Source organism: Furfurilactobacillus milii, from assembly GCF_021654115.1.
Taxonomy (GTDB): domain Bacteria; phylum Bacillota; class Bacilli; order Lactobacillales; family Lactobacillaceae; genus Furfurilactobacillus; species Furfurilactobacillus milii.
On record NZ_JAIWJF010000003.1, the window covers coordinates 96,544 to 119,090 of the forward strand.

The 22,547-nt window shown below is 40.7% G+C and carries 20 protein-coding genes; 14 read left to right on the forward strand and 6 right to left on the reverse strand.

Annotation, left to right across the window (positions count from 1 at the left end; translation table 11 throughout):
* Positions 1 to 3: 3 nt before the first annotated feature.
* The 4 genes from LDK34_RS12610 to LDK34_RS04925 all read right to left on the reverse strand — a co-directional run bounded on the left by LDK34_RS12610 (position 4) and on the right by LDK34_RS04925 (position 2,021).
* The gene (locus tag LDK34_RS12610) at positions 4 to 135 is read right to left on the reverse strand and encodes a hypothetical protein (protein WP_263863214.1); all 132 of its coding nucleotides are present in this window, start codon (positions 133 to 135) and stop codon (positions 4 to 6) included.
* A 106-nt stretch (positions 136 to 241) separates the two neighbouring features.
* Positions 242 to 538 (reverse strand): DUF2922 domain-containing protein, encoded by a 297-nt coding sequence (locus LDK34_RS04915; protein WP_178942360.1) that lies wholly within the window; start codon positions 536 to 538, stop codon positions 242 to 244.
* A 25-nt stretch (positions 539 to 563) separates the two neighbouring features.
* Positions 564 to 767, reverse strand: a complete 204-nt coding sequence (locus LDK34_RS04920; RefSeq protein ID WP_161001134.1) for a DUF1659 domain-containing protein — start codon at positions 765 to 767, stop codon at positions 564 to 566.
* A gap of 213 nt (positions 768 to 980) precedes the next feature.
* Positions 981 to 2,021 (reverse strand): DUF3114 domain-containing protein, encoded by a 1,041-nt coding sequence (locus LDK34_RS04925; RefSeq protein ID WP_178942361.1) that lies wholly within the window; start codon positions 2,019 to 2,021, stop codon positions 981 to 983.
* 199 nt (positions 2,022 to 2,220) lie between these two features.
* Between LDK34_RS04925 and LDK34_RS04930 the strand changes: the two genes are divergently transcribed.
* From LDK34_RS04930 to hisS, 10 genes are all read left to right on the forward strand, one after another.
* Complete coding sequence (locus LDK34_RS04930) at positions 2,221 to 3,072, forward strand: bifunctional hydroxymethylpyrimidine kinase/phosphomethylpyrimidine kinase (RefSeq protein ID WP_178942362.1); 852 nt, start codon at positions 2,221 to 2,223, stop codon at positions 3,070 to 3,072.
* A gap of 150 nt (positions 3,073 to 3,222) precedes the next feature.
* Positions 3,223 to 4,224, forward strand: a complete 1,002-nt coding sequence (locus LDK34_RS04935; protein ID WP_178942363.1) for a LacI family DNA-binding transcriptional regulator — start codon at positions 3,223 to 3,225, stop codon at positions 4,222 to 4,224.
* A gap of 300 nt (positions 4,225 to 4,524) precedes the next feature.
* Entirely contained in the window at positions 4,525 to 6,702 is a 2,178-nt protein-coding gene (gene speC / locus LDK34_RS04940) for an ornithine decarboxylase (RefSeq protein WP_178943545.1), read from the forward strand.
* Between the two features lie 75 nt (positions 6,703 to 6,777).
* On the forward strand, positions 6,778 to 8,091 hold the full coding sequence (gene potE / locus LDK34_RS04945; protein WP_178914265.1) for a putrescine-ornithine antiporter: 1,314 nt from the start codon (positions 6,778 to 6,780) through the stop codon (positions 8,089 to 8,091).
* 97 nt (positions 8,092 to 8,188) lie between these two features.
* The gene (locus tag LDK34_RS04950; protein ID WP_236941534.1) at positions 8,189 to 8,986 is read left to right on the forward strand and encodes a PfkB family carbohydrate kinase; all 798 of its coding nucleotides are present in this window, start codon (positions 8,189 to 8,191) and stop codon (positions 8,984 to 8,986) included.
* Between the two features lie 264 nt (positions 8,987 to 9,250).
* Positions 9,251 to 10,420: an MFS transporter gene (locus tag LDK34_RS04955; RefSeq protein ID WP_236941535.1), complete on the forward strand. Its 1,170-nt coding sequence runs from the start codon at positions 9,251 to 9,253 to the stop codon at positions 10,418 to 10,420.
* A gap of 10 nt (positions 10,421 to 10,430) precedes the next feature.
* Positions 10,431 to 10,922 (forward strand): pyridoxamine 5'-phosphate oxidase family protein, encoded by a 492-nt coding sequence (locus LDK34_RS04960; RefSeq protein WP_178942367.1) that lies wholly within the window; start codon positions 10,431 to 10,433, stop codon positions 10,920 to 10,922.
* A 39-nt stretch (positions 10,923 to 10,961) separates the two neighbouring features.
* Positions 10,962 to 11,534 carry a TIGR01440 family protein gene (locus tag LDK34_RS04965; protein WP_178942368.1) on the forward strand — a complete coding sequence of 191 codons (573 nt, stop codon included), beginning with the start codon at positions 10,962 to 10,964 and terminating at the stop codon, positions 11,532 to 11,534.
* A gap of 7 nt (positions 11,535 to 11,541) precedes the next feature.
* Complete coding sequence (locus LDK34_RS04970; protein WP_178942369.1) at positions 11,542 to 12,048, forward strand: ECF transporter S component; 507 nt, start codon at positions 11,542 to 11,544, stop codon at positions 12,046 to 12,048.
* 370 nt (positions 12,049 to 12,418) lie between these two features.
* Positions 12,419 to 13,705 carry a histidine--tRNA ligase gene (gene hisS, locus LDK34_RS04975; RefSeq protein ID WP_178942370.1) on the forward strand — a complete coding sequence of 429 codons (1,287 nt, stop codon included), beginning with the start codon at positions 12,419 to 12,421 and terminating at the stop codon, positions 13,703 to 13,705.
* A 147-nt stretch (positions 13,706 to 13,852) separates the two neighbouring features.
* Here hisS and speC (LDK34_RS04980) read toward each other — a convergent pair whose 3' ends face one another.
* Together speC (LDK34_RS04980) and LDK34_RS04985 are read right to left on the reverse strand one after the other, a co-directional pair.
* Positions 13,853 to 16,030, reverse strand: coding sequence for an ornithine decarboxylase (gene speC / locus LDK34_RS04980; RefSeq protein WP_178942371.1), 2,178 nt, complete (start codon positions 16,028 to 16,030; stop codon positions 13,853 to 13,855).
* Between the two features lie 97 nt (positions 16,031 to 16,127).
* Entirely contained in the window at positions 16,128 to 17,621 is a 1,494-nt protein-coding gene (locus LDK34_RS04985; protein ID WP_236941536.1) for a BglG family transcription antiterminator, read from the reverse strand.
* 840 nt (positions 17,622 to 18,461) lie between these two features.
* Between LDK34_RS04985 and hdcC the strand changes: the two genes are divergently transcribed.
* The 4 genes from hdcC (at position 18,462) to LDK34_RS05005 (ending at position 22,519) form a co-directional block, all read left to right on the forward strand.
* Positions 18,462 to 19,922: a histidine-histamine antiporter gene (hdcC, locus tag LDK34_RS04990; RefSeq protein WP_017262073.1), complete on the forward strand. Its 1,461-nt coding sequence runs from the start codon at positions 18,462 to 18,464 to the stop codon at positions 19,920 to 19,922.
* Between the two features lie 150 nt (positions 19,923 to 20,072).
* Positions 20,073 to 20,645 (forward strand): TIGR01440 family protein, encoded by a 573-nt coding sequence (locus LDK34_RS04995; RefSeq protein WP_178942373.1) that lies wholly within the window; start codon positions 20,073 to 20,075, stop codon positions 20,643 to 20,645.
* A 12-nt stretch (positions 20,646 to 20,657) separates the two neighbouring features.
* Positions 20,658 to 21,164, forward strand: coding sequence for an ECF transporter S component (locus tag LDK34_RS05000; RefSeq protein ID WP_178942374.1), 507 nt, complete (start codon positions 20,658 to 20,660; stop codon positions 21,162 to 21,164).
* Between the two features lie 275 nt (positions 21,165 to 21,439).
* On the forward strand, positions 21,440 to 22,519 hold the full coding sequence (locus tag LDK34_RS05005) for an AEC family transporter (RefSeq protein WP_017262070.1): 1,080 nt from the start codon (positions 21,440 to 21,442) through the stop codon (positions 22,517 to 22,519).
* Positions 22,520 to 22,547: the final 28 nt, after the last annotated feature.

The following is a 22,547-nucleotide window of genomic DNA, read 5'->3' on the forward strand; positions in this document are numbered from 1 at the left end:
ACATTAAAAGTTCACCGTGAGGATTGATTCGATAAGATACTGACAAATTTTGGATAGCGACAGAGGCATGTTAAAGATGGTCGCGGCGATCCACCAGCACAGTAGACCAACGGTTAAAGTAGTTAAATGTTTCATGTAATCTCCTCCAGAAACAGTATTAGAATTTAACGCTACGTTTACATAAAAAGAGGCACGCCTCCAGAAGTGGACAGGCGTGCCAATGTTTGCTAGAACTTGACGGTTAAACTTGTGGTTGTGCAGTGGTGCTTGGGGCAGATGATGCAGGCGGTGTTGGAACATGAGGTTTCTTGGTCGGTTCATCGTCAAAGATCACCGTATTTACAGTGTCGATATACTGAGCCGAAACGGGGGTTACGTATGTCAGGTGGTTATCTTTATCAACCACCACGTTTGATTCTGCGATGGTCTTCATTGCGGCACGGACTGCGGATTCAGTTAAGTCTTCACTAACGTATCGTAGTTTTAGGTGGCTGGCCTTGCCGTCACCGTTTTTGAATTTTAAACTGAGCTCTTTCATAGACTAATTCTCCTTTGAGTGTGAGTTAGGCGTTCGCTTCTTGCTTTGTGGTAACAAAGATGTCGTTAACACTGTCGTTTGACAGACTTGCAATTGCTGCGCCAAACTTGTTCAGTTGATCATCAGTGACGTTTTGAGCAACGGTATTATAGTTCCGTTTGATTGGCGTACTGTGACCTTCACCTGAAATAAGATATTGAACGCTCGTTTTAAGCCATTTTTGTGACATGTGTTTCTCTCCTTAAATGTTGAGGTATTTGTATATCGTGGCCACGACTACATCATTAGTAACGAAATGACGAGCGCACTTTGTAAAGGTAATTTTTATGGCGTAGTAAGTCTACAAAGGCTTCGTGCCAGTACATTTCGGCGCAAAAAAAACTTTGCCAATCCTTGGTAAAAAAGTACCAAGGTGACAAAGTTTATGGTGTTCTATATTTAATTAACGCTGTTGAACGGCTGCATCGTATTGTTGCTGAAGTAGGGAAATGGCGCGTGGCTCTGCCCGTGGACTAGTGTATGGTTTCATCGCTAACCGACGAACCATCGGGTCATTCTCGCCATAGTTTACGTCAAACAAAGCGTGGCGACTTTCAGGTTGACCATAATCGTTTGAGTCAGCATAATTGAAAGATGCCCCGTTAACTAGGGCGTTGCGTTCTTCTAAGGTTAGACCGCGGACGTATGCTGGCACATCATTTACATTAGCAATTTGTCCCAGTGGCACAATGATGAATGTCGGTTCGGGAACGGGGGCAATCACAAATTCACTATGAAAATCGACTAGTCGTTTGAAATTAGCGGTTGGGAGTGCCGGCAACACGCCGCGTGCTAAAGCCTCTGGCTGCTTGTTATGCATACGGGAAGAGTCTGCTTTACTGGCAATATTGCCGTGAGCGATGGCGTCTTTGTCAAATGCAATGAGCGCTTCGAGATCGTTTTCTCCGTTGAGTTCAAATGAACGCCGCACAAATGCGACGTTATGTGCATCGATTAAGTACCGTAACTGATGAACCATGCGTACCGTTGCGTCATCTTGAGCCAGTCCGTTTGGAAAAGCTGCCTGAACAGTATGAGCAAGTTCGCGCCAGAAGGGGTCGCTGGGACCGGCTTCACGGGCGAATTCATGATCCGCCACTAAATCGCCGGTGTTGCTGTTGAGATGAGCACCCAGGATTGAAAGTAATTGTCGCATTTTGTCCAGCGGCGCCATCGAACTGGCGGCAAATAAAGTGGTAAATGCTGAACTGCCTACGGTGGCACTGGATGCTTGCCAGTTACTAAACTGGGTCTTTAAATTAGCATCGTTAACTGTTGACGCGATTTTTTTAGTTAAAGCTGTTAAAGCTGCTTCGTCCCATTGCTGGTGATCTGCCAACCGTACCAGCAAATCGTAGGTTCCTTCGACATAGGCTGACATGTTACTGTCGGACAAACTGACAGGTGGTTCAATTAGCGAAATAAGTCTTTGATGTTGCGCCATAATGCGCCTCCTCGTTCTTCTTAGCGTAAGGGTAACACATTGCGACGGGGAAAAAGAAATGTTTGAATGAAAATTATCCATTTGATTAGCAAATGGGATTTACGAAAGCTGATCTACATGAACAGTGGTAAATTGAAAGAAAGTTATTAAATAGCCGAACTCGATTTTTATTTCAGGGGAAAGGGTCGTTAATTATTCAATGGAAAAGCAAGCGAGCAATGTTTTAAGCACACTCATTATTCAAGATTTTACTGCTCTTGGACAGATGTCCATGACATCTGCATTAACGGTAAGCCAATCGATGAATATTTTGACAGCGTCTTTGCCAGTTCAAATGTTGTCAACGCAAACAGAGGGGTTTGGTCAACCTCACAGGGAAACAATGGCTGACTGGATGGAACAAGTTTGGCAACATTGGGATACCATTGATATCAAGCCGTTTACCTCAACGCTTATTGGATACTTAGGAACAAATGAACTGGCTCAACTAGTGAATATGGAAATTAGGCAGCATCGCAATCCAAACCTTATTGTTGATCCAGCCATGGCTGATCAGGGCAGACTCTATCCATCTCTGACGAAAAGTTACGTTGAGGAAATGAGACGGTTAATGAGTGGTGCGCAAATTGCTTTGCCTAACGTTACCGAACTGGGGCTGTTGTCAGAAAGCGATTTAGAAATGACCCCGTCGGATGACAAATTACGGCAGGCGCTGAAACGGTGTCAAAGTTTTGCTCCTGACTGTCAGATTATTGTAACGGGAGTCAAAAAGGGCAGCGCGCTTGGTTGCGCTTGGCTCCGTGGTAATGAAATTGGGTGGGTTGGTAAAAACATGATCAAAGGGCACTTTTTTGGTACCGGTGATTTGTTTAGTGCCACGTTTAATGTATTGAAACTTAGATCACCAAAGCTTGACGTGGACCAGCTGGTTTCAGAAGCGATGGCTGTTGTTTACGCAGCAATCCAAGAAACAGCAGCTCTTCCAGCAGCTCAATGGAAGTTAGGCCTTCGGCTTAAAGATGCAATTTCGCTATTAATGACTTTTGCATAAAATCTTTTAGTTAAAAGAATGAGGGTGAGTACAAAAAGCTGAGCGGGTCCCTATTAAAGGGCTTACATTTCACTATGCTTTTATTGCCACTTGGCTTATGCTATGTAAAGTGACGAATAAAAGAGTTATTTATGAAGAGTAGGGTAAATTATGTCTAAAAAAACGACGATAACTGATATTGCAAATGAGGCAGGCATTTCGCCAACAACGGTTTCACAGATTCTTAATGGCAAAGGCGAGCGCTTTAGCGCCACGACACGGCAAAAAGTGCTCGGTCTGCAAAAAAAGATGGGCTATCACAATACAGGGAACGATAAGCCGTTTGAATCAAAAGTTACGGTTGGAATGATCGTGCCGAGCCTGGACAATCCGTATTACCGTGAATTGATTCACGGGGTCCAGGACGGCTTGGTGTCACAGTTCGCAGAACTGTCGGTGGAATTTTCAGAAAATTCTGAGGGCATTGGTTATCATATTCATGAATTAAGTGAGCGACCAGTAGATGCAATTATCGTTGCAGGAGATAATATGGATCTTGCTTTTGTGCAAACGCTGCTGGCCAATACTGGTCTGCCTAGCATCATCATGGATCCGCAACAGGACAACGAGTCTTCTGTGGCTATTAATGAACTTGAGGCTGGCAGTAAATCGGCAGAATATTTACTTGATAATGGACACAGAAAAATTGCCCTGCTGATGAAGACGGGGAATAGTGAAAGTAAACTACATCGAATCACAGGTTTTTCAAATGGCTTGAAAGAATATCATTTGGATTTAGATCCAACATTATTTTTTGAACAGCCCGATGATTCTAAAGTAAGTGGTTTTAATTCGGCCAAACAGGTTATTGATAGCGGCGCAACCGCAGTTTTTGCTTTCTCTGATGAGCTCGCTGTCGGATTGAATCGTGGTCTCCTTGCTCACGGAAAACGTGTGCCGGAGGATATTTCTATTCTTGGCTTCGATGATATTGAAATTACGCGCTATGTCCAACCAGAATTGTCAACGGTTCATCAGCCAATTCAAGAGATGGGTGAGAAGCTAGTTAAAATATTATTCGCCAAAAAAAGTGACGATGAATTTAAACCGGATTCAGATGAAAGACTCTTTTCAGTTGTTCTGAAAAAACGCGGAAGCATTAAGCACATCTAATTGAATCCATTAAAAAGATAAGACAAGACAATCAATTGTGATAATTGATTGTCTTTTTTTGTGTCCATTTGGCCAGGTAAAAAAAACGTAAAATTATAAAATGCTAAGAAAATCGCAAAAAAGATGCGAATTAGTAGGCGTAATAGGGGTGCTAAACTAGACAAAAAATGAGCAATGTAAAAAAAACGTAAAAGAAAACGTTTACAAATTCGCATTGTAAATGCAAAAAACGGGTAGTAAAAATATAGCCGTGGCAAGTTTTACTTGTTCTTTACCAACAATATTTTTAGGAGGTACGACATGGATAAGCTCAAAATTGCGTCAACGGAAAAGGCCATGAACTTTTTTGAAACAGACCGTGAAATTGTGTCTGCAACAGAAACTGACTTTGTTGACGTCGCGGCTGTAGTGGTTATGGATGAAGACACATCCGTTGTTGAAGCAGCGAATGCAACAAAATTTGGGATTCCCGTTTTTGTCATTTCTGACGACAGTTCCAAGATTGACGGTTCCACGATGGAAAAGATTTATCACATTTTGGATCTCAAAAATCAATATGACCATCAGTTGTATAACCGTGAAATTGAGGCAGCGGCCTCAAAATATGAAGACGGCGTTTTGCCACCGTTCTTCAAGGAATTAAAGGCTTACGTTGAACGCGGAAACATTCAATTTGATTGTCCTGGACATCAAGGGGGGCAATATTTCCGTAAGCATCCAGCAGGTCGTCAATTCTATGATTTCTTTGGCGAAAATGTCTTTCGATCAGATATTTGTAACGCCGATGTTGATCTAGGTGATTTGCTAATTCATGAGGGTCCTGCGATGGACGCCGAAAAGCATGCAGCACAAGTATTCAATGCTGATAAAACATACTTCGTTATGAACGGGACGACGACATCAAATAATATTGCCATTACCGCTGCCGTTGCGCCGGATGATTTAGTCTTATTTGATCGTAATAACCATAAATCTGTTTACAATGCGGCATTAGTTAAAGACGGTGGCCGTCCAGTTTACCTCGAAACTTCACGTGACCCATACGGCTTTATCGGTGGTATTTATTCACGCGATTTTGATGAAGATTATATTCGTAAACAAGCCGCTAAGGTGGACCCAGAAAAGGCTAAGCAAAAACGGCCATTCCGTTTAGCCGTTATTCAGTTAGGTACTTATGACGGCACCATTTATAATGCCAAACAAGTTGTTGAACGCATTGGTCACTTGTGTGACTACATTCTTTTTGACTCTGCATGGGTCGGTTACGAGCAATTTATTCCAATGATGCGTGATTCTTCACCATTGTTACTTGATCTGGGACCTGAAGATCCGGGTATTTTGGTTACTCAATCAACGCATAAGCAACAAGCTGGTTTTTCTCAAGCATCACAAATTCATAAAAAAGATGCTCACATTAAGGGGCAAAAGCGGTACATCGATCACAAACGATTTAACAACGCTTATATGCAATATGCTTCAACATCCCCGTTCTACCCACTTTTTGCAACTTTGGATGTTAACGCCAAGATGCAAGAAGGCGAAGCTGGTAAAAAGTTATGGCGTGATGCTTTAATCACTTCAGTAAATGCACGTAAAAACTTGATGAAGAATGCCACAATGATTCGTCCGTTTGTGCCACCAGTTGTAAATGGTAAAAACTGGGAAGATGCTGACACTGAAGAAATTGTCAGCAACATTGATTACTGGCGCTTTGAAAAGGGTGCAAAATGGCATGCTTTTGATGGCTATGAGGATGATCAATACTTTGTTGATCCAAACAAATTTATGTTAACAACGCCTGGTATTAATGTTCAGACGGGTGAATATGAAGACTTTGGTATTCCGGCAACTATCTTAGCTAACTATTTGCGTGAACACGGGATTATTCCTGAAAAGAACGATTTGAATTCTATTTTGTTCTTGATGACGCCAGCAGAGACACCAGCTAAGATGAATAACCTAGTATCACAAATCGTTAAGTTTGAATCACTTGTTAAGGCTGATGCACCACTGGAAGATGTACTTCCAAACCTGTATGCACAACATAAGGATCGTTATGCAGGTTACACGATTCGTCAACTGTGCCAAGAGTTACATGACTTCTATAAGGGAAACAATGCTAAGGAATATCAAAAAGAAATGTTCTTGGCCGATTACTTCCCTGAACAAGCAATGACGCCATACGAAGCTAACGTTGAGTTATTGCATAACAACGCCAAGCTTGTACCACTGAAAGATATTGAAGGTGAAGTTGCCTTAGAAGGTGCACTTCCATACCCACCTGGTATTTTCTGTGTTGTTCCAGGTGAAAAATGGAGCAAGGTTGCTCAAACCTACTTCTTAATCTTGGAAGAAGGAATTAACCGTTTCCCAGGGTTTGCGCCTGAAATTCAAGGTGTCTATTTCGAAAATGAAAATGGACAGACTACTGCATACGGGTATGTCTACGATCCTAAGTCAGAAAACAAGGGTGAGTAGTTCCATTCAACGTGGTGGACGTCATGTCTACCACGTTTTTTTATAAATTTTAGAAAAACGGATAGAGGTAAAATCATGGCCCAGGAAAAGAAAAAGATGAGTGTGGTTCAGCTCACGATTATTACGGCCATTAACATGATGGGTTCAGGAATTATCATGCTGCCAACCAATTTAGCGCAGGTTGGTACGATGTCGATATTATCTTGGATTGTCACAGCTGGTGGTGCAATGTGTTTAGCCTATGCTTTCTCGAGAGCTGGGATGTATACCAGAAACTCTGGTGGTATGGGCGGTTATGCTCAGTATTCTTACGGTAAAGCAGGATCGTTCATGGCTAACTATACGTACGGTGTTTCACTTGTGATTGCTAATGCAGCGATTGCAATTTCTGCGGTTGGTTACTTTGATGTCTTATTCCATTTACACATGTCACCAGTTGGCGTTGCTTTGGCCACAATTTTTACGCTTTGGTTGGCTACGGTTATGAACTTCGGTGGTGCAAGAATTACTGGACAAATCAGTACCTTCACTGTTTGGGGCGTTATCATTCCGGTTGTCGTTATTTCACTAGCAGGCTGGTTCTTCTTTAGTGGTCACCTTTACGCAGCATCTTGGAATCCTCACAATATGGGATTCTTTAAGGGGATTAGTAATTCAATTTCGATTACATTGTGGGCATTTTTAGGCCTGGAATCAGCTTCGGCAAATATGGATTCTGTTGAAAATCCTAAGAAAAATGTTCCCATTGCTGTTTTAGGTGGAACCATTGGGGCAGCCGTAATGTATATCGTTTCGACAAACGTTATGCAGGGTATTGTGCCTAACGCTAAGTTAGCCGCATCAAATGCACCGTTTGGGGTAGCATTCAGTCAGATGTTTACACCGATGGTCGGGAACATTGTTATGGGATTGATGATTATTTCATGTTTTGGATCATTATTGGGTTGGCAATTTACTATCGCTGAAGTCTTTCGTAGTTCCGCACATGAAGGGTATTTCCCGAAAATATTTGGGAAAACAATTGCCAATGGTACACCTATTATTGGTATGATTATTATTACTGTTTTACAGTCTTTATTGGCTCTTATGACGATCAGCCCATCCCTGTCAAAACAGTTCACAATTCTAGTAAATTTGGCGGTGGTGACAAATGTTATTCCATACTTGCTATCAATGGGTGCGCTTAAAACAATGCAACTCGATGCCAAGGTATCGGCATCTGCACGACGCACGACAAATATCATTGCTACGATTGCATCGCTCTACAGTCTCTATGCACTGTACGCAGTCGGCTTTGAAGAACTTGCATATGGTGCACTTGTGACGTTTGCGGGTTGGACCCTGTACGGATTTGTGTCACACAAATTTGATTTGTCCAAGACGAATTAATGACGCATCCTCGATTGAATAAAGTAACGCGAAAAAAGCAATTCGCGCTTTGGTTCTTCGGCAAAAAACTAAGTTGAGGCTGAATGAGGGTGAGTAAATGGATGAAAGCATACCGTTGGCTTTAACTGTAAACGGGCTATATTCAATGGGCAATCGTTATTTACAAGCGGACTTAAACACCTTTTCAGTGAAACGTGTTTATGGCGTCACAGTTCTGACCTCGATTTTTAGCGATGGTGAAATGTCATCGAAAGATGGCATTGTGTTGTCGGCAACTTCAGTTGATCGTCAATTTGGTTCGATTTTAAATGGTCTGCATATCTCTAGCTGCAAAGTTGGATATTTGCCTAATTTGGACTTAATTACGGCAGTTGAACAAGCATGTCGGAATCAAAGTGTCGGTCCGGTTGTTTTAGATCCAATATTGTTTGATGAAACTGGTGCACCTATTTTGGACGACAGAGCTTTCTCAAAGTATGTGAGTGATTTGATTCCCTTAGCCAATGTTATTACGCCAACAATTGAAGAAGCCGAAAAGATAGTTGGTTTTGAAATTACATCAGATGATGATGTGATTCACGCAGCGAATGAACTTCGCGGTATAGGTGTTCAGAATGTTCTCATTAAGGGGAGTAACGAACATCAAGGTCTAGATAACATTCGTGATTATGTATTGCTTGAAGATGGCGATGATTTTTGGCTAACAGATAAACACGCACCTTTTTCACAACCGTCTGGTAAGGATGATGCTTTGTCTGCATGCATTACGGCAGAACTAGCAAACGGACAGAAAACGGAGAATGCAATTCGGACGGCTAAGGAATTTATCACTGACGCAACCCGAAATGTTCTACAAGTTGGAGATTCGATTGAATCGATTAATTTTTGGCTATAGCTTTGTTGAAGCAGCTGTGGCATTGAGTCCGATTTGAGAACGAGCATTAACGTCGAACTGACCTATTCTCGAACTTGGGGAATGGGTCAGTTTTGGGTTAAGCGGAATTCTCAGGACTTTGGAGCGCGCTATTGCTCACGTTATTCGTCCCAAATAAACTTTTATCACAACCGCTTGTGTAATTCGTGCTTAAAGTTCCGCAATTGATTTTGGTAATATGGACGTGTAGCGATAGATTTTGAAGATAGTTGAGGAGTGGATAAATTGGCGACCAAGTTACAGATCAATCGTATTATGATAATGGCATTCTTAGTGAACGCTATTTATAGCATGATCTGGCCGGTCAGCACCTTATACATGCATGATGCCTTTGGTTTATCCTTGCCATTAATAGGTGTCGTGCTAATGTGCTACTCCTTGGCTAATGCAGCCGGCAGCGTAATTTCAGGATACTTATTTGATCGGATGTCGCATCAAAGGATTTTGATGAGTGGTTTTTATTTATTGCTGACTGTATCTTTTATTGGAATGTTTGGTGATAGGCTAATTGCCTTTATATTATTTTTGGTGCCATTTGGGTTTATTACAGGATGGTGTTTAACGGTTCAATATGCTTTAGTTAGTGATTTACAAGTGCCTAATCTGGAAAATGATTCGAGAAAGAACTTTAATTTGCTTTATTTGGCCGTCAATTTGGGGCTAGTAGCCGGATCTGGATCATTAGGATTACTGTATCGGCATAATGAAGTTAAAACGTTGATGGCAACTGTAACGGTGATTGCATTAATTGTGACGCTAATTGGACTAGGTACAGGTCAACACAATGTCGTAGAAAATGTCAGTCGGGTAAGTGTTCAGGAGCCTAACAGTCAAGTCGGAACGGTCCTCAAAAGAGATTTAATCATCCGTATTTTTATCACCTTATTTTTATTTTGGGTCGTGTATGTGCAGTGGATGACCAACTTTTCCGTCTATTTTACAAGTTTGGGCTATTCTGCCGGGTTTTATAGTCACGTTTGGGTGATTAATGGCATCGGAATCACGCTTATTCAAGTGTTTTTACTTCGATTCGCGCACTTTTTTAAAACATCAATTGTGCAGTCCAGATTTGGTATTTTCTTCTTGGTGCTTTCGTTTGGTTGTTTAATTGCTAGTACCAATAAAATATGTCTATTAGTGGCGGCCGTATTTTTAACGATTGGTGAAGCACTTTTTGTGCCAGCTGCGCCAGTTGTTGTAGACCAAAATTCGCCAGTGAAAGTTAAGGGACGCAATCAGGGACTAGTGAATGTATTTTCATCGACTGGAAAAGCAGTTGGTCCAGGTATAGGCGGTGTGGTCATTGTTAATAGTGGCTACCAAATGCTGTTTTTGATGGCAATATTGTTATTACTGGTTTCAGAGATTTTGCTTTTGAATTTTAAAAGGAAATAAGGAGGACACTATGCGGTTACAAGATCGACAAATTGTGGATCAAGGGTTAATAGATTCAATTTTAAAAGACAGTCACGTTTTACACTTGGCACTAAACGATGGTGATTTTCCATACGTGGTACCCACAAATTATGGTTACAAGCTGAATGAAGATGGCAAACTTAGCGTGTTCTTTCACGGTGCACCGCAGGGGAAAAAGTTTGATTTATTAAAAGTCAACGACAAGGTTGCCTTTGAAATAGATGATGGCGGCGCTCTGATGCCAAGCACAAGTTCAGAAGCTAGTGATAATTCTTACTGGTATAGAAGTATTATTGGGCATGGACAGGCTGTTCAATTAGTAACGCGTGACGAAAAAATGATGGCCTTACAAACGCTGCTAGTTCATGAAACCGGTCATGAATGGTCACAAATTGATAGACAAACTTTGGATTTTGTCAGTGTCTTTAGAATTGTTGTTGAAAACTACACAGCAAAGGGACATATTGAACCCAAGCTGTAGATAATACTTAAGATGCCATGCCAAACAAGGAGTTAAAAGATGACTAGAGAAACTATTAAAAATGACCTCAATGAGCTTTTGACTGAATATTTTGAAAAAGTTGTATTGCCAGAAAATAGCATTTTTGTCGTTGGCTGTAGTACTAGTGAAATTTTGGGTAAGTGGAAGGGGACAGATTCGAGTTTAGACGTTGGTAAAATTGTCGTAGAAACGGTTCAATCATTTCTTAAGCCCCGTCATCTGAACCTAGCTGTTCAAGGATGTGAACACATCAACCGGGCACTAGTTCTTGAACGCACGGTAGCTGAACGTCATGGATTCGAGATAGTTTCAGTCAAGCCGGCCATTCATGCTGGCGGTGGCACACAAGTGGCAGCCTACCAGCAGTTTGACGATCCAGTAGAAGTGGAACATATCGTTGCAGATGGCGGCATAGATATTGGTGGCACGGAAATCGGGATGCACGTGAAGTTTGTGCAGATTCCGGTTCGCTTGGCACACCGTGACGTGGGTGAAGCGCGTGTTGTAGGCCTGTCATCACGGCCTAAACTGATCGGTGGGGAACGGGCTCGGTACACGTTTACTGAAGATAATTTGAAGGATATTCGGTGATTGTATAATGAACGATTCGTTTATGTCGCACCAAAAGCTACGACGTTTGACATTGACCATGATGTTGGTGGCAGTCACTGTGGTTATTAGTAGAATCTTTCTCATTCCCATCCCGCTAACGCGCGGAAACGTAAATCTATGTGATGCTGGAATATTTTTAACAGCGTTGAGTCTTGGACCTCGAGAAGGGGCCACGGTAGGTGCACTAACGGGTTTTATATTAGATTTGCTGTCCGGTTACGCCCAATATATGTTTTTTTCTTTGGCAATTCATGGAATAGAAGGACTCGTTGTTGGCCTGCTGGCCGCTAAGCTTTTAGGAAAAGCAGGTCAAGTATTAGTTCTATGTATTGGAACGCTGATTATGGTTAGTGGGTATTTTGGGTCGGACAGTTTATTGTATGGAATTTCAATGGGACTAATTGGAATTCCTGCCAATTTAATTCAAGGCATGGTTGGGGCGATTGTTGCCTTTTTTCTGAATGATAAAATTGGTGGCTTGTTACGGCGATAATGATTCCTTAAAAATGAGAAGGCGTAAGTATTGACTTTACAAAAAATAGTTATACGATGATGTCAGAGGTTATGAGTAGAGCAAAAGCTTCATTGTAAGTATTAGAGATCCAACGGCGGTGAAAGTTGGCGTTTGAGGTGAAACACATCTACGAACCAAATTTGCGAAGACAATTAGCATTCGAGTAGCAAGTTTCGCGTGATTGCGTTAACAATCTTGAGTCTTGGAGCTCGCGATCTGAGACTCACTGAGGTAACAGTTGTGAGACTGTTATGAATTTGAGGTGGAACAGCGTTTTGACGCCCTCCAAAGTTACATTATGTAACTTTGGAGGGCGTATTTCTTTTTATACAGAAAAGGGGACATTTATATGACTGAATATGATTATCAAAGACCAAAAGGTACAGCAGATATTTTACCAGGTGAAATTGAAACTTGGCAGAAACTTGAAGGTGTTGTCAGGGATCTCTTTCCGAAGTATGGATATCGGGGCATTCGAACCCCGATGTTTGAAGACTACAATGTTTTTGCTCGAAACGTTGGCGATACTTCAGATATTGTTGAGAAACAAATGTATGATTTTGAGGACAAAGGTGGTCGAAGAATTGCATTACGACCAGAAGGCACTGCTGGTACAGTTCGTGCATATGTGCAGAATAAGTTGTTTGGTCCTGAATATCCTAAACCATACAAAGTGTATTACATGGGGCCAATGTTTAGATATGAACGACCTCAATCAGGGCGTCAACGGCAGTTTAACCAGATTGGGTGTGAAGCTTTAAATAGCGAATCTCCGCAAATTGATGTTGAGGTTATTGCCATGGCATTGCAGTTCTTTAAGAAACTTGGGGTAAGTGACTTAAAACTGGTAATCAATTCTCTGGGCGATCAGGAAACTCGTGACAATTATCGTGCGTCGTTGATTAATTACTTGAAGCCATTTTATGATCAACTAAGTGATGATTCAAAGACGCGTCTGTACAAAAATCCGTTGAGGGTCTTGGACAGCAAGGACGAGGCTGATCAAAAGATTGTTGCAAATGCACCGTCAATCTTAGATTCTTTGAGTGACTATTCAAGAAATTATTTTGAGCAGGTCAAGAGTCTTCTGGATGAACTAAACATTGATTATGAGATTGACTCGGATATGGTGCGAGGCTTGGACTATTACACACAGACCATCTTTGAAATTATGTCAGATGCCAAGGTATTTGGTGGTGGTTTTGTCACAGTTTGTGGTGGTGGTCGTTATGATGGGCTGATTTCGCAATTAGGTGGTCCTAAAGAGGGCGGAATTGGCTTCGGAATGGGAGTAGAACGTTTGCTACTGTTGCTGAAAGCTGAGAATCCCAACTTTGCTCCCCAACCACAAGCTGATATTTTCTTTGCATCGGCGGATGAGGATGGCGACAATCTCGCGTTTAAGTTACTGAACGCTATGAGGCAGAAAGGTTTAGCGGCCGATAAAGATTATCAAGGCATTAAGGTTGGTTCACAAATTAAGGAAGCAATTCGGAAGAATGCCCGTTATTATGCTGTTGTTGGACAACGTGAAGTTACAGATAGAAAAATAGAATTGGTAAAGGCTGATTCAAACGTGAAACAAGTGGTTGATATTGATGACTTATTAACAGACCCAATAACATATTTAAAATAGATAAATGATTAACGTTGATCTTAAATAAACAATACAAAAGACGACATTGCTGGGGGCTAAAAATTCAGCAGTGTCGTTTTTATATGAAACAAAAAAGAAGACATCAGTACGATGTCTTCTTTGAAAATATTGAGAGAAATTAGTGAACTAATCTTTAGCTGCATCGGGATCGTAAACATATCCGTAGGCAACTTCCTGACCGTTTTCTTCCTTATAGTACATTCCTTGAACCTCAGTACTGAATCCAGGGAACTTATTCGTAGATTCTTCAAGCACTTTAAAGTAGTTCAAAATCGTTTGAGTCCAACGTTCGCCAGGGGCGATGGCAAAAATACCAGGTGGATAAGGTATGATTCCTTCCACGGCTATTTTTCCTAGAATGTCATCTAATTTGACGAGCTTAACATTGTTACGCCGATATTCTGTATCAGCTTCTTCCAAAGTCATCGCTCTTTCTGGCAGATGTTTCTTGGTGAAGATGTCCTTTTGATATTTCTTTGCATTGTGTGATTTGTAGAAATCATGAATTTCTTGGCAAAGTTGACGGATTGTGTAATTTTTGTATCGATCTTCATACTGTTGGTACAGGTGAGGCAATACTTCCTTAAGTGGCGCATCTTCGTTGATGTATTTTTCCAGCTTAAGGATTTGGTCAACTAAGTTGTTCATCTTTGCATCATCTTCGGCAGGTGTAATTAAGAACAGCACCGAATTTAAATCATTCTTTTCATTAATAATACCGTGTTCGTGTAAGTAGTGAGTCACGATTGAACCGGGAACACCAAAGTCTTCATATTTGTCATTTGGAATATCAAGACCAGCAGTGACGAGCATGAGCTTATTTGGATCAATGAAATATTGTCCTTTGCTATAACCATCAAAGCCGTGCCAGTTTTCGTCGGGATCAAAAGCCCAGTAGGCTTTGTCGTTGACGATTTCCTGATCATCTGCGTCTTCCCAAGGCTTTCCATGGACCATAGGTGGAACGAACGGACGAATCATTGTTGCTTCGCGTAATAAGCGTTTACGTGCTCGAACAACCGTTAACATGGTGTCGTTCCACATCTTTTTACCAGTTTCGCCTTCTTGCATTCTTGCTGAAACATCGATTGAAGCAAAAATACCATAGAATGGGGATGTTGAGGAATACTTCATGAAAGAGTTGTTGAACTGTTTGTGACTTATATAGCGACGTTGACCCTTGATATGGCTGTCTTTTTTAAGAATTTGTGACGCTTGAGAAATACCAGCCTGCTGTTTGTGGATTGATTGAACAACGAGTAAACCGGGATCTTCGGGGCCAAGGTTAACTAACAGGGGAGAAGTCTCTTTCATCATTGGAATAAACTGTTCATAGCCCGCCCAAGCAGAATCGAAAAGAATATAGTCACAAAGATGACCTATTTTATCGACAATTTGTTGTGCGTTTGCCATAGTACCGTCGTATGTGTCGTGTTCAATGATTGCTAACCGGAATGGTCGCTTTTGATCAGCCTTTTCGGGTGCTACCTTACGAATTTCATCGCGAAGTGTCTTTTCATCGTACCCAGAGTCCTTGATGCCACCGATTAATCCATACGAATTATGACTTGTTTCCAGATAAATCGGAATACCGCCGTTCATTACGAGTGCATTATTATAAGCCGATTTATGGTTATTGCGATCAAAGAGTACTAAATCACCCTTTGTAACAGCTGCGGTGATAGCAATGTTATTTGACGTTGTTGATCCATTTAGTACAAAGTATGCTTTGTCCGCATTGAATACTTTTGCGGCGTGCTTTTCTGCTTTTAAGGCCGCGCCATCATGAGTTAGAACATCACCAAGTCCATCTTCCGAGATTGAAACATCTGCTCGGAAGAATCGTTCACCATAAAAGTCGTAGAATTTACGGCCAACGGGGGACTTAAGATAGAATGCGCCTCCTTGATGACCAGCACATTCAAACTGCCACGATCCACGGTTAACAACTTTGTTTAATTCTGCAAAGAATGGTGGCATTAAATTCTCTTCATATTCACTAGCAGCGTGCTCAACTTCCCGAGAATAAATTTGTTTGTTAAAATCATTGTTTAGATCAATTAGGTGATCAACGGCATCGAGATGCTGATTATTATCAAGTGCATTAGTATCGTGTGTGGCTAAAAAAACGGGTATTCCAAAAGTCGTTTTTTTGACTGTGTCGGCGATTTCTAGTTCATCATCCGTCAATACAACTGCACCAACGTTGGTCCAGTCTGTAACGGATGTGACATCAACGACCTCCCGATCAGATTGTACATAGTCCTCAATTTCGGGAGCCATCGCGACGTTCAATTTTGACATTTTTCCTGCTTCCTTTCGATAGATGAAGTATTGGAAAGCTTTCTTAGATTTAAAGTTAAATATTCGATTGAAACTGGCATGTACTAATTTTGAAAAATTACAAATTGCGCATTGTTTTGAATCTTTTACGATATACATCAACAAGTTTCCAGTAAATTGTTGAAATCTCTTCCTCGCGCGGAAGAACTGAAACGTACATCACAGGAATCGTACGATCAACAATAGTTGTGGTTGAGACTACCAAATCAAATTTTGTCAGGTCTGTTTTGGATAATTCGCTGGGCGCAATGAGTGTCATTTCGTTGTTTGAGGGCAGGTTGTTTTGCAAGGAAAGTAAAACGAATTGAGAAATTTCTGCCCCTGCGTGACAAACGACAAGAACATGGTTTGAACGTCTATGTCGTTCAGCAGCAACGAGAAAATGCAAAGACAAGAGAGAGACTTCATCGTCATACAAGTTAATGTGGTAGTGAGTTTCCAACTCGTCAGCACTACGCTTAACGGTTTGAGCAATAACGCGGTGATGTGCAAAAATTTCAGACTTAAGTGAGTCTGTAATATGCAATCCTAAGTTCAAACGGGCAACCATAGGAATTAAATGATAAATAGTGACTTTTAAAAGTTCACTATCAGTATTAAAATCCGTTTCAAGTTCTTGTCCGACACGTTCAATTAAGTGTTTGGCCGCTATAGTGAAATCGTATTTGGATGAAAAGTTGTTTGGATTGCTGCTAATGCCGTGACCCAAAAGTAAAAGGTTTAAGAAACGAAGATTCTCGTTAGTAAAAGTTACGCCCGCATGTGATTTGCATGTTTCTGCCAAATTTGAAACAACACGAGATAGGTCGGTATCCTTTTGAAATTCGAATACAATAATTTGATTTTTAGTCCCAGTCAGATGGAGACCGTGCTTAACTCGTTTTAAAAAAATCAATAATAATTCACGTAAGGAGTCTGGAAGGTACTCATCTTGTACGTGTGCATCTTGAGCCGAATTGTCGTCTACAAAATTTGTGGAAATTTCAAAAATTGCGGTACCAAAGATGGCAAATAGTTGAGATTGCTTTAAATCAGAATGAGCAAGGTACATATCTAAATATTCTTTAAATGCTTGCTCAATCTTAATTTCAACCTCAAAGGAGTGAACTAGGCTTGTTTGATCGGGCAGGCTAATCTTTTTGTCTCGTAAAAAAGCGTTGATTTCATCAAAGTCTTTTTTTATCGATTGTACAGAGACGAAAAAGGACTCGGCATATACCCGATAGCTATTACGATCAGAAAACAATAGCTGTGCGAAAAGATACAATCGTCGATATTGAGGTGTAAATTTTGTATCAAGTTGAGTAGCAACTTTTCTACCTAAGATTAGGCGGAGGTGCTGCTTCTTTTCACTTGATCCAGTGATTAAATAGCCTTTTCTTGGCATTCTTTCCAGGAACAAGCCATGATTATTTAAATATGTTTCTACACCCTTGCTATGGTTGTAGATTGTTTTTTTGGAAACACCCAATGCGTTTGCGTAATAATCCGCTGAGCGATAGGAAGTTTCTGCAAGCATTAAATTCAAGAGATTTTGATCGTAATTTGTCATATTGTTCACTTACTCCAAAGTTTACAATCGGCGGATTTGCCATTTAGTCATCAGACGGTTTTGAAGACTGATGCTAGGGAACTACTGAAGAAATCTTTAAAAGATAAAAATTAAGTGACATACCACCTGCAAAAGTAATCGCATACTCGATTTTTAACGACATGTCGTGAGTTGAACAAAGAACGTAAATGAAGCCATTTACGTGACTTATTTAAGTCGAATTAACCAAAGCTAGCTTATAAACAACACGTAAAACAATTTTTGAGAAAACGCTTTAATGCTGTTCACGTGATTAATGTATCATGCGTACATGCGTGCTTTTTTACCTTTACTTGCCGCATTTATTTCTACGTAAGTGTATGGTTATTTACCAATAAAATGCGCTAACGGCGTGGCGTCGCTATTGAGGAGGGCTGTAGGTTGCACTCAATTTTGTTTTTGATTTTGCATATTTTGTGTAAAATCATGAAAGCGTTTTCTCGAAGCTCTATTTATTCAGACTAAATATAATTAATTACTTATTGCATTGATAAATCATTTTAAGAAAAAAGTATGCTTAATAAACTTTCAACGCAAAAAATATGATTACAGCCTCTGACTCTGCGTAATTAAAAAATTTGAATTTGAAAAAGGGAGTTCAGAAACTTCGTTAAAACTATATTAAGAAGGGCGATTTATAGACATCACTTAGTAGCCAATCATCGTTTTATTGAATAGATGGTCTGTTGACTTTTAAAAAAGTGCATGGTAGTTTGCCAAATGAGAAAACGTTTTTAATTGCTGTCCACAATCTGATTTTTTTACTTAATTGGCCAATCGGCTTTAAGGAGAATTTAGACTATGGACGAGAGCAATAAAAAAGCCCAAGCGGGTAAGCTGGGTTTTGTTGGCCTAGTTGCACTTACAGTTAGTGCAATGGTCGGATCTGGGGTTTTCGATTTACCTAAAAACATGTCACAAGTTGCCGGTGTTAATGGGCAGCTTCTAGCATGGATAACGACTGGAATTGGTATCTGGTTCATCGCCGAGACCTTTGTTATTTTGAGTGATGTTAAACCTGATTTGACCGCAGGCTTGTATAAGTATGGTGAACAAGGTTTTGGAGCGTTCACTGGTTTCTTTACTGCATGGGGTTACTTTGTTTGTGAATGTGCTGCTAATGCGGCATATGCTGTTTTAACAATGAGCACACTAGATTATTTCTTCCCAGGACTTTTCACTGGTGGTAACAACTGGCCTTCAGTTATTGGGGCAACAATTCTTACCTGGGGATTAACTGCATTGGTTTTACGTGGTGTTGAAGTGTCAAGCACGGTTCAAAAGTATGCTACTGCAATTATGTTAGCCGTTGTTGTTGTTTTTGTTGTAACTGTTGCTGCACATTTCAATTTGCATACGTTTACGACGAATGCTAATGCAACACAAGCAATTGCTTCTAGGGGCGATAAGCCAATGGGAAGCATCTGGCATCAACTAATGTCAACGATGATGGTTACATTATGGCTATTTGGTGGCGTCGAAGGTGCTGTTGTTATGTCCGGTAAGGCACGGGATGTTAAACAAGTGCCTAAGGCAACAATTACCGGTTTTATCATGTGTATGGTTATGTATACCCTTGTAGGGATGTTGTCCTTGGGTGTCTATTCATATGGTCACTTGGCTAAATTGACATCTCCTTCAACTGCATATATTTTGACTAATTTATGGCACAGTACTATTGGTCGGGATGTCATTACAGTTGCACTATTGTTTGCGGTTTTCGCAAGCTGGATTTCATGGATTCAAATGTTGGCAGAATTACCACAGCACGCTGCTGCCGAAGACGGATCTTTCCCGAAAGCCTTTGCAAAAGTTTCGAAAAATAATGTCCCAAGTTTCTCCGTTATTGTGGCAACATTGGTAATCCAGGTAATTATTGTCATTGCACACTTTGACTTGAATGCTTACCAAATGTTGTTGACGGTTGTGGGAACAATGACAGTTCCGCCATATTTAATTTCGGAAATGTATCTCATGAAGATAAGTCGTAAAAAAGGTGAATTCGCTGAGGGTTCCAAACACAGTCCGAAGAAGGCCTTAATTATTGCCGGTTTGGCCTTTGCATACACATTGGTGATGGCAATTGCAGCCGGTCCAAGATATATTGCTATTGCATTTATTGTGTATGCGTTAGGTATTCCGATTTATATTGTTGCTCGTAAACAACACAATAAGGTTACCTTTACTAAGAAAGAACTAGTATTTGCAATTATCATTGTCCTTGTTGCAATCTATGGTGTATACGCTTTGATTGCAGGTTAGACAAAAATATTATGTTCTTAATTGCATTGTACATTTTATAATATTGCATATGCAAAGTTCCTACTAATACAACAAATTAGAAGTGTGGGTCTCCATTATCAATTTTGATTTTGGGGATCTTAGTGTATAGATGAAAAGAGGAGTTAATAGATGGCTAGAAAAACTATTAAAAATGACCTCAATGAACTTTTAACTGAATATTTTGAAAAAGTTACATTGCCAGAAAATAGCATTTTTGTCGTTGGCTGTAGTACCAGTGAAATTCTAGGCAAGTGGAAAGGGACAGATTCGAGTTTAGACGTTGGTAGGACTGTTGTTGAAACGGTTCGATCATTTCTTAAACCCCGTCATCTGAACCTAGCTGTTCAAGGGTGTGAACACATTAACCGGGCACTAGTCCTCGAACGTGCGGTAGCTGAACGTCATGATTTTGAAATTGTGTCAGTTAAACCTGCTATTCATGCCGGCGGTGGTACACAAGTAGCTGCTTACCAGCAGTTTGATGATCCAGTAGAAGTGGAGCATATCGTTGCGGACGGCGGCATTGATATTGGTGGTACGGAAATTGGCATGCACGTGAAGTTTGTGCAGATTCCGGTTCGCTTGGCACACCGTGACGTGGGTGAAGCGCGTGTTATAGGTCTGTCATCACGGCCTAAACTGATTGGTGGGGAACGAGCTCGGTATACGTTTACTGAAGATAATTTGAAGGATATTCGTTAAAGGTGTGACATTATGAACAATTCTTCAACACAGCACGAGACGCTCCGACGGCTGACTTTGAGCGCCATGCTTATTGCCGTAACCGTTGTCATTAGTCGATTATTTATTATCCCCGTGCCCATGACCCACGGAAATATCAATCTGTGCGACGCCGGTGTCCTTATTGCAGCCATGTTATTGGGGCCACGTGATGGCGCTAGTGTTGGTGCAATTAGTGGTTTTCTACTGGATTTGTTGTCAGGATACGGGCAATATATGTTTTTTTCCTTTATTGTTCATGGCTTAGAGGGTCTGGTCGCAGGTTTAATGTTGTCGAAAGTAAGTAAGAATGCATCAAAGATAATTAGTTTGGTACTCGCTGTAATTATTATGACAATTGGCTACTTTTTAGCTGATAGTCTTTTGTACAGTGTTTCGATTGGCCTAATCGGCGTAGCTACAAACCTAATCCAAGGTCTCGTGGGTGTTGTTATTGCGTACGTTGTAGGACCAAAAATTATTCAACTGATCAAAAAATGAGCATTAAAATAAAACAATTCAGTAAACCCCGGCTTGCCGGGGTTTTGTTGTATAACAACAAGTTAAATGATTGCGTATGCAGCTTCAAGCGTGGTCTAACAGACATTTCAGCATTGTTGAGACTAAGCACATATCGTTAACGAAAGTATTGGTTTAGACGCTTACATAAGTTACAAAAGGTTTCATTAATTATAAAATGTTCATTATTTCACAAATAACAAATACACTAAATCCATTGCTAAATTAAGTTATTTCAATTATTTGGAGGAATTATCATGAGCATTGCGAAGGCCCTTGAGGCTACGTTCACAAACGTATCGATTATTAGTTCGATAACATCGACCGTTTTTATCATTTTGTTAGGCTTTTATTTACGCAAACGAGGCACCTTTGGTGAAACATTTGGGAAAATTTTGTCGAAAGTTGTTTTGTCGGTTGCGCTACCAGCTTTAGCGTTCAATTCATTCATGCAGCCAATCAGTCATGAAACTTTTACACAGGGTCTGAATGTTCTGATTTGGGGTATTTTAATCTATATCATCCTAATTTTCGTAACGCCGTTTTCGTATACGAAGTTTCCTAAGGATAAGCAAGAAACATTAGCTATTTTAACGACGTTTGGTTCAACAACATTCTTTGGTATTCCAATTGTTGGTGCTGTGTTTGGGGCCAAGGGGATTATGTATAGTTCCATTTTTAACATCGGTTACCGAATCTTCTTATACTCCTATGCCTACATCAAAATGTCCGGATTGAAGATGGAAGCAAGCAATATCAAAAAAATGTTTTTAAATCCTATCGTTATTGCAACATTTGCTGGCCTGATTTTATGGATGATTCAAGACTTCATGCCAATGGTTGCTGTTAAGCAAGCTGTAAATGGCGTAATTGCACCAAATGCACCAACCATCAACGTGGCTTTCTATCGGATTGACCAAACTGCACTTTGGTTGTTCAAACCACTGCAGTACTTGGGTAATTTGGCATCACCATTGGCTTGGCTTTCAATTGGTGCAACATTGGGTTCTATTTCCATGAAGGATGCTGCTTCTGACAAGGCCTCATGGTATTACAGTTTTAACAAGGTTATCTTGGTTCCTTTATTGAACTTAGTGCTGTTATTTATCCTAACGATTACTCACATTTTGCCAGTTAGTTACGTTGCCTTGGCAACCGTTATTATCATGATGGCAACGCCGACGGCTTCTGTAGCCTCGGCATACGCGATTAGTTTTGATCGGGATGCTGTATTAGCGTCAAATGCATCGCTGATTTCGACGATTTGTGCCGTTGTTGCGACGCCTATCTGGATTGCCTTGCTAGAGGTACTGAATCAGGTTGGGATTTTTAAATAATGACGTTCTTTGATTAAGGTTGAGGTGG

What these genes read in the sequence shown, in the direction of transcription:
- speC (WP_178942371.1), bottom strand. Translation starts at nt 16,030, where the DNA reads ATGTCAAAATTGAACGTCGCGATGGCTCCCGAAATTGAGGACTATGTA.
- hdcC (WP_017262073.1), top strand. Translation starts at nt 18,462, where the DNA reads ATGGACGAGAGCAATAAAAAAGCCCAAGCGGGTAAGCTGGGTTTTGTT.
- LDK34_RS04950 (WP_236941534.1), top strand. Translation starts at nt 8,189, where the DNA reads ATGGATGAAAGCATACCGTTGGCTTTAACTGTAAACGGGCTATATTCA.
- LDK34_RS04970 (WP_178942369.1), top strand. Translation starts at nt 11,542, where the DNA reads ATGAACGATTCGTTTATGTCGCACCAAAAGCTACGACGTTTGACATTG.
- LDK34_RS05000 (WP_178942374.1), top strand. Translation starts at nt 20,658, where the DNA reads ATGAACAATTCTTCAACACAGCACGAGACGCTCCGACGGCTGACTTTG.
- LDK34_RS04915 (WP_178942360.1), bottom strand. Translation starts at nt 538, where the DNA reads ATGAAAGAGCTCAGTTTAAAATTCAAAAACGGTGACGGCAAGGCCAGC.
- hisS (WP_178942370.1), top strand. Translation starts at nt 12,419, where the DNA reads ATGACTGAATATGATTATCAAAGACCAAAAGGTACAGCAGATATTTTA.
- LDK34_RS04920 (WP_161001134.1), bottom strand. Translation starts at nt 767, where the DNA reads ATGTCACAAAAATGGCTTAAAACGAGCGTTCAATATCTTATTTCAGGT.
- LDK34_RS04965 (WP_178942368.1), top strand. Translation starts at nt 10,962, where the DNA reads ATGACTAGAGAAACTATTAAAAATGACCTCAATGAGCTTTTGACTGAA.
- LDK34_RS12610 (WP_263863214.1), bottom strand. Translation starts at nt 135, where the DNA reads ATGAAACATTTAACTACTTTAACCGTTGGTCTACTGTGCTGGTGGATC.
- LDK34_RS04925 (WP_178942361.1), bottom strand. Translation starts at nt 2,021, where the DNA reads ATGGCGCAACATCAAAGACTTATTTCGCTAATTGAACCACCTGTCAGT.
- LDK34_RS04960 (WP_178942367.1), top strand. Translation starts at nt 10,431, where the DNA reads ATGCGGTTACAAGATCGACAAATTGTGGATCAAGGGTTAATAGATTCA.
- potE (WP_178914265.1), top strand. Translation starts at nt 6,778, where the DNA reads ATGGCCCAGGAAAAGAAAAAGATGAGTGTGGTTCAGCTCACGATTATT.
- LDK34_RS04935 (WP_178942363.1), top strand. Translation starts at nt 3,223, where the DNA reads ATGTCTAAAAAAACGACGATAACTGATATTGCAAATGAGGCAGGCATT.
- LDK34_RS04995 (WP_178942373.1), top strand. Translation starts at nt 20,073, where the DNA reads ATGGCTAGAAAAACTATTAAAAATGACCTCAATGAACTTTTAACTGAA.
- speC (WP_178943545.1), top strand. Translation starts at nt 4,525, where the DNA reads ATGGATAAGCTCAAAATTGCGTCAACGGAAAAGGCCATGAACTTTTTT.
- LDK34_RS04985 (WP_236941536.1), bottom strand. Translation starts at nt 17,621, where the DNA reads ATGACAAATTACGATCAAAATCTCTTGAATTTAATGCTTGCAGAAACT.
- LDK34_RS05005 (WP_017262070.1), top strand. Translation starts at nt 21,440, where the DNA reads ATGAGCATTGCGAAGGCCCTTGAGGCTACGTTCACAAACGTATCGATT.
- LDK34_RS04930 (WP_178942362.1), top strand. Translation starts at nt 2,221, where the DNA reads ATGGAAAAGCAAGCGAGCAATGTTTTAAGCACACTCATTATTCAAGAT.